Origin of the sequence: Cupriavidus alkaliphilus, assembly GCF_900094595.1 — a bacterium.
GTDB lineage: Bacteria > Pseudomonadota > Gammaproteobacteria > Burkholderiales > Burkholderiaceae > Cupriavidus > Cupriavidus alkaliphilus.
In genome coordinates this window covers 405229-420466 of sequence record NZ_FMAD01000003.1, presented here as the reverse complement: position 1 = coordinate 420466, position 15238 = coordinate 405229, and the positions used below count along the sequence as shown (strand labels likewise).

Sequence of the window (15238 nt, the reverse complement as noted above, 5' to 3'; positions counted from 1 at the left end):
ATTACCTTGCTGCAGGCCAGTTTCAAGAAGATTTAAAGATGTCACGGAATTGTCATACAGGCAGCATAAAGTTCGTCTTGTCAAAAATTTGTCATTCCCAACCAATGTTCTCTGGAGGACATATGAAGCTGGTCAAGACTGCCGTGGCAGGCATCGTTTCGATGGTGGTGGCGGGCACTGCGTTCGCGGCGGAAATTACCGGTGCAGGCGCTTCCTTCCCGGCGCCCGTGTATTCCAAGTGGGCCGACGCATATAACAAAGCAACGGGCAACAAGGTCAACTATCAATCCATCGGCTCGTCCGGCGGCATCAAGCAGATCGGTGCCAAGACGGTCGATTTCGGCGCCTCGGACGCGCCGCTGAAGGACGAGGAGCTGAACAAGCAGGGCCTGGTCCAGTTCCCGACCGTGATCGGCGGTGTGGTGCCGGTGATCAACCTGCAAGGCGTGAAGCCGGGCGAGCTGACCATCACCGGCGAGGTGCTGGCCAACATCTACCTGGGCAAGATCAAGAAGTGGGATGATCCCGCCATCAAGGCGCTGAACCCGCAAGCCAAGCTGCCGAGCCAGGACATCCTGCCGGTGCGTCGTGCCGACGGTTCGGGCACTACCTTCATCTTCACCAACTACCTGTCCAAGGTCAGCGCTGACTGGAAGGGCACGGTCGGCGAGGGCACCACGGTCAACTGGCCGGGCGGCGGCACCGGCGGCAAGGGCAACGAGGGCGTGGCCGCCTTCGTGCAGCGCCTGAACGGTGCGATCGGCTATGTCGAGTACGCCTACGCCAAGCAGAACAAGATGACCCACGTGAACATGAAGAACGCGTCGGGTGCCGTGGTCAAGCCGGGTGACGACGCCTTCAAGGCCGCCGCCGCCGGCGCGGACTGGAGCAAGAGCTACTACCAGATCCTGACCAACCAGCCGGGCAAGGACGCCTGGCCGATCGCCGGCGCCACCTTCATCCTGGTCCACAAGAACCAGGAAAAGCCGGCGCAGGGCACCGAAGTGCTGAAGTTCTTCGACTGGGCCTACAAGAGCGGCGCCAACATGGCCGCCGAACTCGACTACGTGCCGCTGCCGGAGAACGTGGTCAACCAGATCCGTTCGACCTGGAAGACCAGCGTCAAGGACGCTTCGGGCAAGGCGCTGTACTGATCTGACGGCATCGCCGGCCGCGCGTGTGCGCGGCGGCGGTGGCCGGGCAGCCCGAAACCGGCCCGGCCACCGTGCTCGCGCCCAGGCGCGAGCGGCGATCCACCCTGAATTCCCGACATGGCGACTATCCCCTCCGACACCCGCAACGTCCAGCCCCCGAGCCGCATGGGCGACATCCTGTTCGGCGGCCTGACGCGGGGCGCCGCGATCGTGACGCTGCTGCTGCTGGGCGGCATCATCGTCTCGCTCGCGATCAGCGCCTGGCCCTCGATCGAGGCCTTCGGCGCGCGCTTCCTGTGGTCCGCGGAGTGGGATCCCCCCGCCGATGTCTATGGTGCGCTGGTGCCGATCTACGGCACCATCGTGACCTCGCTGATCGCACTGATCATCGCGGTGCCGGTCAGCTTCGGCATCGCCCTGTTCCTGACCGAGCTGTCGCCTGCCTGGCTGCGCCGCCCGCTCGGCACCGCCATCGAGCTGCTGGCCGCGGTGCCGTCGATCGTCTACGGCATGTGGGGCCTGCTCGTGTTCGCGCCGATCTTCGGCGAATATTTCCAGAAGCCCCTGGCCGCCACGGTGGGCCAGTTGCCGGTGGTCGGCAAGCTGTTCCAGGGCGCGCCGCTGGGCATCGGCCTGCTGTGCGCGGGCGTGATCCTGGCGATCATGATCATTCCGTACATCGCCTCGGTGATGCGCGACGTGTTCGAAGTCACCCCGGTGCTGCTCAAGGAATCCGCCTACGGCGTGGGCTGCACCACTTGGGAAGTGATGTGGAACGTGGTGCTGCCCTACACCCGCGCCGGCGTGATCGGCGGCGTGATGCTGGGCCTGGGCCGCGCGCTGGGCGAGACCATGGCCGTCACCTTCGTGATCGGCAACACCAACCTGCTGGACAGCGCCTCGCTGTTCTCGCCGGGCAACAGCATTACCTCGGCGCTCGCCAACGAGTTCGCCGAAGCCGGCGCAGGCCTGCATACCGCCGCGCTGATGGAGCTGGGCCTGATCCTGTTCTTCATCACCTTCGTGGTGCTGGCGCTGTCCAAGCTGCTGCTGCTGCGACTGGCCAAGAATGAGGGCGCAAAATGAGCCAAGCGAGCCAAGCCATGTCTTCCGTATCGATTCCCGCCGTCCGTCCCGATGCCGATGCCGTGCGCGCCCGCCTGCAGGGCCGCCGCCGCCGCGTCAACCTGTACGCGCTGAGCGCCTCGCTGGTGGCGATGGGCTTCGGCCTGTTCTGGCTGGCGTGGATCCTGTGGACCACCGTCACGCTGGGCGTCGGCGGGCTGTCGCTGGACCTGTTCACGCAGATGACGCCGGCCCCTAATACCGCCGGCGGCGGCCTCGCCAATGCCATCTTCGGCAGCTTCGTGATGGTCGGCATGGCCACGCTGTTCGGCACGCCGCTGGGCATCCTGGCGGGCATCTACCTGGCCGAGTACGGCAAGAGCTCGCCGCTGGCCAGCTTTATCCGCTTTATCAACGACATCCTGCTGTCGGCGCCGTCGATCGTGATCGGCCTGTTCGTCTACGCGCTGGTGGTGACCCGCATGGGCCACTTCTCGGGCTGGGCCGGCATCTGCGCGCTGGCGCTGCTGCAGGTGCCGATCGTGGTGCGCACCACCGAGAACATGCTGAACCTGGTGCCCAACGCGCTGCGCGAGGCCGCCTTCGCCCTGGGCACGCCCAAGTGGAAGATGGTGCTGTCGATCACGGTGAAGTCATCGTACGCGGGAATTGTGACCGGCGTATTGCTGGCCGTGGCCCGTATCGCCGGCGAAACCGCGCCGCTGCTGTTCACCGCGCTGTCCAACCAGTTCTGGACCACCGACCTGAACAAGCCGATGGCCAACCTGCCGGTGACGATCTTCCGCTTTGCCATGAGCCCGTTCACCGAATGGCAGCAACTGGCCTGGGCGGGTGTGTTCCTGATTACGATCGGCGTGCTGGCCCTGAATATCCTGGCGCGCATCCTGTTCAAGAAATAAGCGGCGCGCCCGTCATCCGGACCGCCCCAAGACTGCAAGCGAGAAAACGCAATGACCTCCACCGTCATCGACATTCCCGATTCGGTTCGCGCCAAGATCGACGTGCGCAACCTGAACTTCTACTACGGCCAGTTCCATGCCCTGAAGAACATCAACATGTCGATCCCGGACCGCAAGGTCACGGCCTTCATCGGCCCGTCGGGATGCGGCAAGTCGACGCTGCTGCGCACCTTCAACAAGATGTACGCGCTCTACCCCGAGCAGCGCGCCGAGGGCGAGATCAACATGGACGGCGACAACCTGCTGACCGCCAGGCAGGACATCGCGCTGCTGCGCGCCAAGGTCGGCATGGTGTTCCAGAAGCCGACGCCGTTCCCGATGTCGATCTATGACAACATCGCCTTCGGCGTGCGCCTGTTCGAGAAGCTGTCGCGCTCGGAAATGGACGACCGCGTGGAGTGGGCGCTGACCAAGGCGGCGCTGTGGAACGAGGCCAAGGACAAACTGCACCAGTCGGGCTACGGCCTGTCCGGCGGCCAGCAGCAGCGCCTGTGCATCGCGCGCGGCATCGCCATCCGCCCCGAAGTGCTGCTGCTGGACGAACCGTGCTCGGCGCTCGACCCGATTTCCACCGGCCGCATCGAAGAGCTGATCGCCGAGCTGAAGGACGAGTACACCGTGGTGATCGTGACGCACAACATGCAGCAGGCGGCGCGCTGCTCGGACTACACCGCCTACATGTACCTGGGCGAGCTGATCGAGTTCGGCGAGACCGAGAAGATCTTCATCAAGCCGCACCGCAAGGAAACGGAAGACTACATCACCGGCCGCTTCGGCTGACAGGCAGGGCAGGGACTAGCATATCCATAAGCGCCCAGGAGAATCCCATGACTGACAAGCACCTGTCGACCCAGTTCGACGCAGACCTCAACGCCATCAACACCAAGCTGCTGCAGATGGGCGGCCTGGTGGAGTCGCAGATCGAGCTGGCCATGCGCGCGCTGACCGACTTCGACGCCGAGATCGCCGACCAGGTGATCGCCCGCGAGATCCAGCTCAACGCGCTGGAAGTCGAGATCGATGCCGATTGCGGCAACATCATCGCCCGGCGCCAGCCGACCGCGCGCGACCTGCGCCTGGTGATGGCCATCTCCAAGACCATCACCAACCTGGAGCGCGCCGGCGACGAGGCCGAGAAGATCGCCAAGCGCACCAAGCACATCATGGAAGACGCATCGGCGCACAGCATCAACTACGCCGAGGTCAAGCTCTCGGGCGAGATGGCGATTTCGCTGCTGCGCCAGGCGCTCGATGCCTTTGCCCGGCTGGATACGGTCGCGGCGGCGCGCATCGTCAAGGACGACAAGGCCATCGACGAGGAATTCCGCGGCTTCGTGCGCAAGCTGATCACGTACATGATGGAAGACCCGCGCACGATTTCGGTGGCGCTGGATTTCCTGTTCATCGCCAAGGCCGTTGAGCGCATCGGCGATCACGCCAAGAACATCGCGGAATTTATCATTTACATTGTCAAGGGGACGGACGTCCGCCATGTCTCGCGCGAGGACATGGAGCGCGAAGCGCTGAGCTGAGTACAGCCGCCCACGGAGAACCATACACATGCCAAGCAGTATTCTCGTTGTCGAAGACGAACCGGCGATCGCCGAACTGATCGCCGTGAACCTGCAGCACGCGGGGCATTATCCGATCCGGGCCTATAACGCCGAGCAGGCGCTGTCGCTGATGAGCGATGTGCTGCCCGACCTGGTGCTGCTCGACTGGATGCTCCCGGGCAAGTCAGGCGCGAACTTCGCCAAGGAGTTGCGCGCCAACGACCGCACCCGCCAGATCCCCATCATCATGCTGACCGCCCGCGGCGAGGAGCAGGACAAGGTGATGGGCCTCGAAGCCGGTGCCGACGACTACGTCACCAAGCCGTTCTCGCCCAAGGAGCTGCTGGCGCGGATCAAGGCCGTGCTGCGCCGCCGCGCGCCGCAGCTGACCGACGACGTGGTGGCGATCAACGGCCTGCGCCTGGACCCGGCCACGCACCGCGTGACCGGCCAGGACGAGAGCGGTCCGATCAAGCTGGACCTGGGGCCCACCGAGTTCCGCCTGCTGCACTTCCTGATGACCCATCCGGAGCGCGTGCACAGCCGCTCGCAGCTGCTCGACCAGGTCTGGGGCGACCACGTCTTTGTCGAGGAGCGCACGGTCGACGTCCATATCAAGCGCCTGCGCGCCGCGCTGACGCCGGGCGGCTACAGCAACATGATCGAAACCGTGCGTGGCAGCGGCTACCGGCTGGCGCGCACCCCTGGCGCCTGAACCGCCGCACGGGTCTCAAGCCGCTGGCAGGGCGCGGCGAAATCGTGGCACACTCCGTCGCAACCCTGCAGGCAGCCGCTTCCATGGCTGGCTGCGAGCCTGAACCCTGCGCATGAATGTCATCTGGGCCCGTTCCGCGGCCATCCTGATCAGCCTGCTGGTGCTGTCCGCCGGCGTCTACCTGGTCGCCGGCCCCGTGCCGGCGCTGGCCCTGGCCTGCGTTTCCCTGCTCGGCCTGCTGTTCTACTACCTGTACCAGATCAACCGGCTGTGGAAGGTGCTGGACGCGCCCGTCTACGGCGAGATCCCGAGCGCGCTCGGCCTGTGGGGCGAGGTGTATTACCGCCTGCACCGACTGGTCAAGCGCTGGCGCACCCAGGTGCTGCAGGTGGAGCAGCAGCACACGCGCTTTATCCAGGCGATCCAGGCCTCGCCCAACGGCGTGCTGATGCTCGATGACGCCGACCAGATCGAGTGGTGCAACGACGTCGCCGAGCAGCATTTCGGCCTGAACGCGCGGCGCGACGTGCGCCAGCGCATTACCCACCTGATCCGCCGGCCGGAGTTCGTCCACTACCTGACCCGGCAACAGTTCGACGACCCGCTGGTGATGCGCGACATGGGCGAGCACAAGCACAGCGCGATCGCGGTGCAGATCCTGCCGTATGGCGACAACCGCAAGCTGGTGATCACGCAGGACATCACCAAGCTGGAAAACACCGAGGCGATGCGGCGCGACTTCGTCGCCAATGTCTCGCACGAACTGAAGACCCCGCTGACCGTGATGACCGGCTTCCTCGAGACCGTGCGCGACCTGCCGGTGTCGGAGGAGGATCGGCGCCGCTACATCGACATGATGCTGGCGCAGTCGGTGCGGATGCAGAGCATCGTCGAAGACCTGCTGGCGCTGGCCAAGCTGGAAAGCGACGCGCAGCCGCCGGGACATGACGTGGTGCCGATGCGCGCCATGGTGGCGCACCTGATGCACGACGCCGAGGCGCTGTCGCAGGGCCGGCACCACGTCGCGGCCGAGATCGACCCGACCGTGGGCATGCGTGGCGCGGAAACCGAGCTGATGTCGGCGCTGGGCAACCTGGTATCGAACGCGGTGCGCTACACGCCGGAAGGCGGGCGCATCACCATGCGGCTCGCGTGGGAAGACGGCCACGCGGTGTTCTCGGTGGCCGATACCGGCCTGGGCATCGCGGCCGAACATATTCCCCGGCTGACCGAGCGCTTCTACCGCGTCGACCGCAGCCGTTCGCGCGACACCGGCGGTACCGGCCTTGGGTTGGCCATCGTCAAGCACGTGCTGTCGCGCCACCATGCCGAACTGCGCGTCACCAGCGAGGAGGGCCGGGGCAGCGTGTTCCGCGTGGTGTTCCCGCTCGAGCGCAGCCTGCGTTCCGCTGCCGCCAGCGCGGACAGCCCGGTGCCGGGCGCGGGTCCGACGGTAACGCCGCAGGCACCGGAAAATTCCCGGCGCGCAGCCTGATCCCAAAGAAAAGCCCCGCCGCGGCGGGGTTTTTCCTTGCCTGCGAGGCGCGGTTCAGGGCGTGCCGCCGAACATCACCAGCAGATCGTTCTGGCTGACGTGTGGATGCTTGGAGCGCGTCTGCGTGCGCACGTAGTTGCCGTCGGACTGCATGATCCACGCCGAGGCATTGTCGCGCAGGTGGACCTGCAGGCTTTCCTTGATGACGCGCGCCTTCAGCGCCTTGTCCAGCACCGGGAACGCGACTTCCACGCGGCGGAACAGGTTGCGGTCCATCCAGTCGGCGCTGGACAGGTAGAGCACCTCTTCGCCGGTGGCGTGGAAGTAATAGACGCGGTGGTGTTCGAGGAAGCGCCCGATGATCGAGCGCACCGAGATGTTCTCGGACATGCCCGGCACGCCCGGCATCAGCGCGCACACGCCGCGCACGATCAGGTCGATCTTCACGCCGGCGCGCGAGGCCTTGTACAACTCGTCAATGATCGACGGTTCCAGCAGCGCATTCATCTTGGCGATGATGCGTGCCGGCTTGCCTGCGCGCGCGTTGCGGGCCTCGGCGCGGATATGGTCGACCAGGTTGCTCTGCATGGTGAACGGCGACTGCCACAGGTGGTTCAGCCGGATCGTGCCGGCGGTGCCGGTCAGCAGCTGGAACACATGGTGCACGTCTTCGCAGATGGCCTCGTCAGCGGTCAGCAGCCCGAAGTCGGTATAGAGCCGGGCCGTGCGCGGGTGGTAGTTGCCGGTGCCCAGGTGGGCATAGCGGCGCAGCTTGACCTGCTTTGCCTTGGGCCCGGTGGGCTCGCGCCGCACGATCAGCAGCATCTTGGCGTGGCACTTGTGCCCGACCACGCCGTAGATCACGTGCGCGCCGGCGGACTCGAGCCGCTCGGCCCAGTTGATATTGGTTTCCTCGTCGAAGCGCGCCAGTAGCTCCACCACCACCGTCACTTCCTTGCCGTTGCGCGCCGCGGTCATCAGCGCTTCCATCACCAGCGATTCGTTGCCGGTGCGGTAGACCGTCTGCTTGATCGCGACCACGTTGGGATCGGCCGCGGCCAGCTGCAGCAGGTCGAGCACCGAGCTGAAGCTCTCGTACGGATGGTGCAGCAGTATGTCCTGCTGGCGCATCACGTCGAACATCGACGCACCGCCGGAAAAGGCCTTGACCGGCGCCGGCACGTACGGCGGAAACTTGAGCGCCGGCCGGTCGACCATGTCGGGGATCTGCATCAGCCGCACCAGGTTCACCGGGCCGGAGACGCGGTACAGGTCCTGTTCGGCCAGCCCCGATTCCAGCAGCAGCCGGCGCGCCAGCGGCGCCGGCGTATCCGACGAGATTTCCAGCCGCACCGTGTCGCCGAAATGGCGCGCGGGCAGCTCGCCCTGCAGCGCTTCGCGCAGGTCGGTGATGTCGTCTTCCGAGACGAACAGGTCCGAGTTGCGCGTGACGCGGAACTGGTAGCAGCCATGCACGGCGATGGCGGGAAACAGCTCGTGCACGAAGCCCTGCATGAACGACGACAGCATGACAAAGCCGTACGGATAGCCCGACAGCTTCTCCGGCATCTTGACCACGCGCGGCAGCGCGCGCGGCGCCTGCACGATGGCGAGATCGGCGTCGCGCCCGAAGGCGTCCTTGCCGGACAGTTCCACCACGAAGTTCAGGCTCTTGTTGAGCACGCGCGGGAAGGGGTGGGCCGGGTCCAGCGCGATGGGGGTCAGCACCGGCGCCAGTTCGCGCTGGAAGAACTCGCGCGCCCATTCACGCTGGCCGTCGGTCCAGGTGGTGGTCAGGTGGAAAAAGACCCCTTCTTTTTCAAGTAGTGGAAAAATGGTGTTCTGCAGCATGTCATACTGCGAGGCCACAAGCCGTTGCGTGCGCTCGGTGACAAGCTGGTAGGTCTGCTGGAAGGAAAGACCGTCCGGCGTCAGGCCCGAGGCATTGTCGCGCATCTGTTCCTTCAGGCCCGCCATGCGGATTTCAAAGAACTCGTCCAGGTTGCTGGACACGATGCAGATGAACTTGAGCCGTTCCAGCAGCGGGACTTTCGGGTCCGCGGCTTGCGCCAGCACGCGGGCATTGAATTCCAGGATGCCCAGTTCGCGATTGAGCAGCGTACTGGACGGAGTCGTCGACATGGTCATGACCTTCTTTTGGTAATGTGGCGACTTTTTCATAGAATCGTGTCACTTTCATGACAGTTTGATTTTGTCATGATGCCGACATGACCACGACATATTTTTCCCGGGCGCGAATCGCGGCAGGTCCAGGCACCAGCGTGTCCCTGCCGCGCTTCGCAACGCCAATGCGAACCTGCCCTCCAAGCACACGATGAACAACACTCCACGCCTGCTGGCCGCCGTCGACATGGGCTCGAACAGCTTCCGTCTGATGATCGGGCGGGTGGACGAAACCCCGACGGCCAATGGCCCGGCCAGCCAGATCTTCCAGGTGGACGCGCTGCGCGAGCCGGTGCGGCTGGCGGCCGGGCTTACCCCCGACAAATACCTGGACCAGCCCGCGCGGCGGCGCGGCATCGATGCGCTGCGCCGCTTCGGCGACCGCCTGCGCGAGTTCGCGCCAGGGCAGGTGCGCGCGGTTGCCACCAATACGTTGCGCGTGGCCCGTAACGCTTCCGAATTCCTGATCGAGGCCGAAGGCGCGCTGGGCTTCCCGATCGAAGTGATCGCCGGGCGCGAGGAGGCGCGGCTGATCTACCTGGGCGCCTCGCACGATGCGCCGGCCTGCCAGGGCAACCGACTGGTGGTCGATATCGGTGGTGGCTCGACCGAATTCATCATCGGCAACGGCTACCAGTCCAAGCTGATGGAAAGCCTGTATATCGGCTGCGTCTCGCACAGCCGCCAGTTCTTCCCCAGCGGCAATGTCGACGAATACGCGATGAAGCAGGCCGAGCTGGCGGCGCGCCGCGAGATCCAGGTGCTGGTGCGCCAGTACCGTGCCGCGGGTTGGGAGCAGGCAGTGGGCTCGTCCGGCACCGCGCGCGCGCTGGCCGAGCTGATCGAGCTCAACGGCATGAACGACAGCAATGCCGAGCACGGCATCACGCGCGAAGGGCTGGAGCGCCTCAAGCGTGCGCTGATCAAGGCCGAGAACACCAATCGCGTCAAGCTGACCGGGCTCAAGCCGGACCGCATCCCGGTGCTGCCGGGCGGCTTGTCGATCATGCTGGGCGTGTTCGCCGAACTCGATATCGAGCGCATGGACGTGACCGACGGCGCGCTGCGGCTGGGCGTGCTGTACGACCTGCTCGGACGCAGCCACCATGAGGACATGCGCACGGTCACGGTGGATCAGTTCATGCGCCGCTATGGTGTCGACCGCGCGCAGGCCAGCCGCGTGCGGCGCACCGCGCAGACGCTGCTGTCACAGTTTCCGGAGCCGGCCAACGAACGGCGCGAGGACAACCTCGCGCTGCTGGGCTGGGCCGCCAGCCTGCATGAGATCGGCATGTCGATCTCGCACAGCGGCTACCACAAGCATTCCGCCTACATTGCCACGCATGCCGACATGCCGGGCTTTTCCAAGACCGACCAGGCGCGGCTGGCGACGCTGCTGCTGGGCCATGCGGGCAAGCTGGGCAAGCTGTCGGGCAGCGGCAAGTTCGTCGACTGGCGCATGCTGTTCAGCCTGCGCCTGGCCTTTGTGCTGTGCCGGCGCCGCTCCGACGTGGCGCTGCCGGACATCCGTGTCACGCAACTGGCCGAAGCGCTGGACGAAGGCTTTACCGTGCGCCTGCCGAAGGCGTGGATCGACGCCAATCCGCTGATCGAATACAGCCTGGCGCAGGAAGCCGACGAATGGCAGCGCATCGGCAAGCGCTACAAGGTGGTCTACGAGTGAGAGGGAAGGGGGCGGCCGGCCGCCGATGCGGCGGCCGTTACCGGAAGGGTTTCCTGGCGGGCGCGCCGCTCAGGCGGCGTTGTTCAGGCCCAGGAAGTGGCGGGCGTAGCGCGGATTCATGTCGTTCACGCGCAGCAGCGTGAGGAAGTCCGCCACGTTGAAGTCCGGGTCCCAGGCGGGCTGGCCGCAGATCTTCGCGCCCAGGCGCAGGTAGCCCTTGATCAGCGCGGGCGGCTCGACCGCCAGCTGCTGGTTCAGGTCTTCCACGGGCAGCGGCAGGCGCGGGAAGGCGTGGTACTCGATCGGTGCCAGCGAGCGCTCGGTGAACAGCCGGTGCAGGCTGGCCGCATAGTGGCCGCCGTCGCTCATCGGCACGCTGGCGCAGCCCAGCATCGATTCGATGCCCCAGCGCTGCAGGTACTCACCCAGCCCGCCCCACAGCGCCATGATGACGCTGCCGGAGCGGTAGTCGCGGTGCACGCACGAGCGGCCCAGTTCCAGCATCTTCGGGCGCAGGTGCGACAGGCGCACCAGGTCGAATTCCGATTCGGCGTACAGGCAGCCCAGGCGCTTGGCCTGGTGCGGCGGCAGTACGCGGTAGGTGCCGACCACGCGCAGCGTGGCCATGTCGCGCACGATCAGGTGGTCGCAGTAGGCATCGAACATGTCGATGTCCAGTTCGGGCACCGAAGACGTCAGGCGCGCGCCCATTTCCTCGGCAAAGACCTTGTAGCGCAGGCGCTGGGCCTCGATTACTTCATCCTGGTGGCGCGCCCACGCCACGCTGAGAACAGGCGACTCATGTGCCGCTGTATCCGATGGGCGATGAAGACGCCTCCGCGCCGTCTGGCCGCCGAGGCCATTGGGCAGAGAGTCGAAGAGCGGCTGGGTAGGCGTCGGCAGATCTCGCATCAGTATGTCCTTTTGGTGACGAAACTGTTGCGATGCAATGTAGTGAGGGCAGGTGACAATGCCGTGACCCGGCGATGACGGTTGCGTGACTTCGACAGCCGGGCCGGTCCGGGAGGGCTTCAGGGGCACACCGGTCGGTGCCGCACCCCCGCAGGTCTCAGAGGAATTCGGGGTTGATGACCGCTCGCAGCACCGTCTGGGCTTCGCTTTCGCGGGTACGGCCGGTCAGCCACCAGACGCCGCCCTTGCGCACGCTCCAGTCCATTTCGGTGCCCGCCAGCAGCAGGCTGGCGACGCGGCCGATCCAGGGCTGGTGACCGACCACCACCACGTGCTCGGTGCGCTCCGGCCATTCGACCGCGGCCAGCACGGCGCTGACGTCGGCGCCGGGGGCCAGGGCATCCAGGATTTGTGCGTCGCCGGTCAGCGCCGCCGCCGTTTCGCGGGCGCGCACGGCGGGGCTGCACACGATGCGGGTATCGGCTGGCAGGTGGGCGCGCAGCCATTTGGCCGAGGCCTCGGCCTGCTTGCGGCCGCGGCGCGTCAGCGGCCGCTGCAGATCGGCATGGCGGCTAAGGCTGAGGGCGTCGGGGAGGTCTTCGGCTTCGGCATGGCGCCACAGGATCAGGTTCATGTCGGACGGGGCAATGAGCTTGCTTCGAGTATGGTGAAGCGGCCCGACCGGCGCAAGCGCGGCGCGAACAAAAGCGGGCTGCCGGTCAGGGCAGCCCGCAAGCGTATCCGGGCGCGGTGTCAGCGGCGTGACAGCGCGTCGGCGCAATACAGCGGCGGCGCCGATGGCAATGTGTTGCCATCGGCGCCGTCGGGAAACTCAGGACTTGTGGCGGAAGTTGATGCGCCCCTTGGTCAGGTCGTAGGGCGACATTTCCAGGGTCACGCGGTCGCCGGCCAGGATGCGGATGCGGTGCTTCTGCATCTTGCCCGAAGCGTATGCCCAGATTTCAACGCCGTTTTCCAGCGTGACACGATAGCGGTTGTCAGGCAGGGCTTCCGACACCACGCCGCCAAATTCAATGAGTTCTTCCTTAGCCAATCTGTCTTCCTTTTCGGCAGCCAGCGAAGGCTGCATGGTTACGTTTTCAAAAAATCTGTTCGCTTCAGCCGCAACGTCAACCCACCGCGGCACCTTGCGCCGATACGGCCATTCGCGCCTGAGGCGGTCGGGGGCAGGGCGCGCATGCTGCGGCTGGCGCCTGCATGACCGGATCAACCGGCGGCGTCAGCGGTGTCGCCCTGCGGGGGCGGATTGCTTTGGGCGAAAACCTGGTCGCTGACAGCCGGAGAGGCCGTGTGCTTCGCGGAGCAGGCGGGCAGGTGTACCCGGTGGTTCGCCAGTTCGGTGTCGTCGCGGATGGCCCGCGCCGGCGGCTGCTGTTCGCTCGCAGGAGCGCGCTGGTGAGAACGCCCGGTTACAGGGATGCTCGGACACCCCGGGGGCTACTCCGACATTGTATCACGTACGCAGATGCAGCATTGCCGGCGCGTCGGTTGCACCCGTGGCGGGCACGGCGCTACAAAATGGCGATAAAGGCGCAAACCGGCTCGGGGTCCGCTTGGTATTTGAGCCATATGAGCTAGAACTAACGCGTACGGCCGTGCCGGGCCGGATCTCGCAAGGAGACTGCCATGGAACTCCATCTGGAATCGCACCGCTTTGTCCGCTGTCGCCCCGACTGGCGCGCCGCGGTGCTGGCGGGGCTGATTGCGGGCGCGGTCTACATGGTGCTGGAGCTGCTGACCGCGCGCTTTCTGCTGTACCAGGGCGCCTGGGGCACCGTGAAGATGGTTGCAGCCATCATCCTGGGCCGTGAGGCGCTGTCGGCCGATGCCTTCAACTGGACCATCGTGCTGGCCGCGGGCACGGTGCATTTTGCCTTGTCGATCATCCTGGCGGCGGCGCTGGCGCTGATCCTGTCGTCGTTCCGGCTCGACACCAGCCTGGGCCTGGCCTCGGTGGTCGGGATCGTATTCGGCGTGGTGGTGTACCTGATCAACTTTTATGTGCTGGGGCGCTATATGAACTGGTTCGACGAAGCGCGCGGCTGGGAGAGCCTGTTCGCGCATGCGCTGTTCGGGCTGGTCGCGGCCGATGTGTACTGCAACCTGGAGCGGCGGCGCGGCGAAGCGCAGGCGCAGGCGCAGCCCCCCGCCTGAACCGTTTAGCCCATCTGGCGGATATGACGATTAACGCGCTCGCACTACGCTAGAGGCAAACGATCATAGCGGCTGGCGCCTGGCAGGTCCGCGCACAGCCACACCGGAGTGCCCATGCGGGTCGCAATCGTCAGTACCGAAACCACCGGGCTCACGCCAGCCGATGAGCCCGTCAGCATCGGCTTGCTGCTGGTCGAGGTGTCGCCGCGCGCCGGCGGCCTGCTGGGCGAAGTGGCGGAGTACTACGGTTCGCAGGAGCCGACCGTGCCGATCAGCGCGGCGGCCACCGATACCCATGGCCTGACCGCCGACATGCTGCGCGGGCGCCGCTTCGACCTCGGCGCCATCCGCGCCATTGTCGACGAGGCCGAGGTGCTGGTGGCCCACGGCGCCGCTTTCAACGCCAGGATGCTGGAAAAAGTGCTGCCCGGCATCCAGCACAAGCGCTGGCGCTGCTCGGTGCGGCAGGTGCGCTGGTCCCAGTATTTCCACGCCGCCAACCACAAGCTCGATACGCTGTGCGAGCACCTGAACATCTTCCGTCCCCGGCCGCAGGTGGCTTTGGATGATTGCCTGGCGCTGTCCAAGCTGCTGTTCCGGCCGATCGGCGCCACCCAGCACGCGACGCCGATGGGCTTCCTGCTGGCGGAGGCCGATTTCGCGATGAGCACCGCACCGCACGCCGGCAGCGCGCCGGCTGCGCCGCCCCTGGCGCCGCCGCCGGAAGCCGCGTCTTCCTGGATGCCGCAAGTCGAAGCCAGCCAGCACGGCCCCGGGCGGGGGCTGGTGATGGCGGCCGTGATACTGCTGCTGTGCGCCGGCGCGGTGATCTGGCCGGACTTGTTCCCGTGGTGACAGGGCGCTTGCAAGCGCGCATGGCTGCCTTGCGCGGGCGCGCCGGCAAAAGAAAAACGGCCTGGATCTTGCGATCCAGGCCGTTGTTTCCATTGGGTATTTCTGGTCGGAGCGATAGGATTCGAACCTACGACCCTCTGATCCCAAATCAGATGCGCTACCAGGCTGCGCTACGCTCCGAAGCCGGCCATTGTAGCCGCGTCCGCGAGCCAAGGTCAATGTGCGTCGATGCCAGCGCGTTCGGGCCGCCCCGGGCGAGCCGCGCTGCTCCCCCTTCTGGCGGGGGCGCTTTGTCTTGACTTGGGTTTGCGCGCTGCGATAATCCGCACACCGCTCCAGTCCGACCGGCGTGCTGTTGGGAACGCCCGGTTTTGCGTAGTTCCTTCCGGACTGACCTGATCACCACAACAAGAACGGCGCTCCCCGCCCTGGGCGAGCGGCTCGGTCTGCCTTCGTTCGCCAAAAG

At 65.9% G+C, this 15238-nt stretch carries 14 protein-coding genes and 1 tRNA gene; 10 read left to right on the top strand and 5 right to left on the bottom strand.

What is annotated here, in order from left to right; genetic code table 11:
• Positions 1-122 precede the first annotated feature (122 nt).
• The 7 genes from pstS to phoR all read left to right on the top strand — a co-directional run bounded on the left by pstS (position 123) and on the right by phoR (position 6962).
• Positions 123-1154 carry a phosphate ABC transporter substrate-binding protein PstS gene (gene pstS / locus GA0116996_RS08555; protein WP_092309400.1) on the top strand — a complete coding sequence of 344 codons (1032 nt, stop codon included), beginning with the start codon at positions 123-125 and terminating at the stop codon, positions 1152-1154.
• Positions 1155-1271: 117 nt separating this feature from the next.
• The gene (gene pstC / locus GA0116996_RS08550; protein ID WP_092309397.1) at positions 1272-2240 is read left to right on the top strand and encodes a phosphate ABC transporter permease PstC; all 969 of its coding nucleotides are present in this window, start codon (positions 1272-1274) and stop codon (positions 2238-2240) included.
• Positions 2237-3139, top strand: coding sequence for a phosphate ABC transporter permease PstA (pstA, locus tag GA0116996_RS08545; protein ID WP_092309394.1), 903 nt, complete (start codon positions 2237-2239; stop codon positions 3137-3139). The genes pstC and pstA overlap by 4 nt, the downstream gene beginning before the upstream one ends.
• 51 nt (positions 3140-3190) lie before the next feature.
• Positions 3191-3979 (top strand): phosphate ABC transporter ATP-binding protein PstB, encoded by a 789-nt coding sequence (pstB, locus tag GA0116996_RS08540; protein ID WP_018007822.1) that lies wholly within the window; start codon positions 3191-3193, stop codon positions 3977-3979.
• 47 nt (positions 3980-4026) lie between these two features.
• Entirely contained in the window at positions 4027-4731 is a 705-nt protein-coding gene (phoU, locus tag GA0116996_RS08535) for a phosphate signaling complex protein PhoU (RefSeq protein WP_018007821.1), read from the top strand.
• A 28-nt stretch (positions 4732-4759) separates the two neighbouring features.
• The gene (phoB, locus tag GA0116996_RS08530; protein ID WP_012353221.1) at positions 4760-5467 is read left to right on the top strand and encodes a phosphate regulon transcriptional regulator PhoB; all 708 of its coding nucleotides are present in this window, start codon (positions 4760-4762) and stop codon (positions 5465-5467) included.
• A 112-nt stretch (positions 5468-5579) separates the two neighbouring features.
• The gene (phoR, locus tag GA0116996_RS08525; protein ID WP_092309391.1) at positions 5580-6962 is read left to right on the top strand and encodes a phosphate regulon sensor histidine kinase PhoR; all 1383 of its coding nucleotides are present in this window, start codon (positions 5580-5582) and stop codon (positions 6960-6962) included.
• Positions 6963-7016: 54 nt separating this feature from the next.
• Here the strand turns inward: phoR and ppk1 are convergent, their stop codons facing one another.
• Complete coding sequence (gene ppk1 / locus GA0116996_RS08520) at positions 7017-9143, bottom strand: polyphosphate kinase 1 (RefSeq protein ID WP_092309388.1); 2127 nt, start codon at positions 9141-9143, stop codon at positions 7017-7019.
• Between the two features lie 154 nt (positions 9144-9297).
• Between ppk1 and ppx the strand changes: the two genes are divergently transcribed.
• On the top strand, positions 9298-10830 hold the full coding sequence (gene ppx / locus GA0116996_RS08515; RefSeq protein WP_092309385.1) for an exopolyphosphatase: 1533 nt from the start codon (positions 9298-9300) through the stop codon (positions 10828-10830).
• 69 nt (positions 10831-10899) lie between these two features.
• Here ppx and GA0116996_RS08510 read toward each other — a convergent pair whose 3' ends face one another.
• From GA0116996_RS08510 to infA, 3 genes are all read right to left on the bottom strand, one after another.
• Positions 10900-11742 (bottom strand): GNAT family N-acetyltransferase, encoded by an 843-nt coding sequence (locus tag GA0116996_RS08510; RefSeq protein WP_092309382.1) that lies wholly within the window; start codon positions 11740-11742, stop codon positions 10900-10902.
• A 157-nt stretch (positions 11743-11899) separates the two neighbouring features.
• Positions 11900-12376, bottom strand: coding sequence for a SixA phosphatase family protein (locus tag GA0116996_RS08505; RefSeq protein WP_092309379.1), 477 nt, complete (start codon positions 12374-12376; stop codon positions 11900-11902).
• A 198-nt stretch (positions 12377-12574) separates the two neighbouring features.
• Positions 12575-12796 carry a translation initiation factor IF-1 gene (gene infA / locus GA0116996_RS08500; protein WP_008641674.1) on the bottom strand — a complete coding sequence of 74 codons (222 nt, stop codon included), beginning with the start codon at positions 12794-12796 and terminating at the stop codon, positions 12575-12577.
• 593 nt (positions 12797-13389) lie between these two features.
• Between infA and GA0116996_RS08495 the strand changes: the two genes are divergently transcribed.
• Both GA0116996_RS08495 and GA0116996_RS08490 read left to right on the top strand, forming a co-directional pair.
• Positions 13390-13917, top strand: a complete 528-nt coding sequence (locus tag GA0116996_RS08495) for a cyclin family protein (RefSeq protein ID WP_092309377.1) — start codon at positions 13390-13392, stop codon at positions 13915-13917.
• A 114-nt stretch (positions 13918-14031) separates the two neighbouring features.
• Positions 14032-14772, top strand: a complete 741-nt coding sequence (locus tag GA0116996_RS08490; RefSeq protein WP_092309374.1) for a DNA polymerase III subunit epsilon — start codon at positions 14032-14034, stop codon at positions 14770-14772.
• Between the two features lie 103 nt (positions 14773-14875).
• Here GA0116996_RS08490 and GA0116996_RS08485 read toward each other — a convergent pair.
• Positions 14876-14952, bottom strand: a tRNA-Pro gene (locus tag GA0116996_RS08485).
• Between the last annotated feature and the right edge of the window lie 286 nt (positions 14953-15238).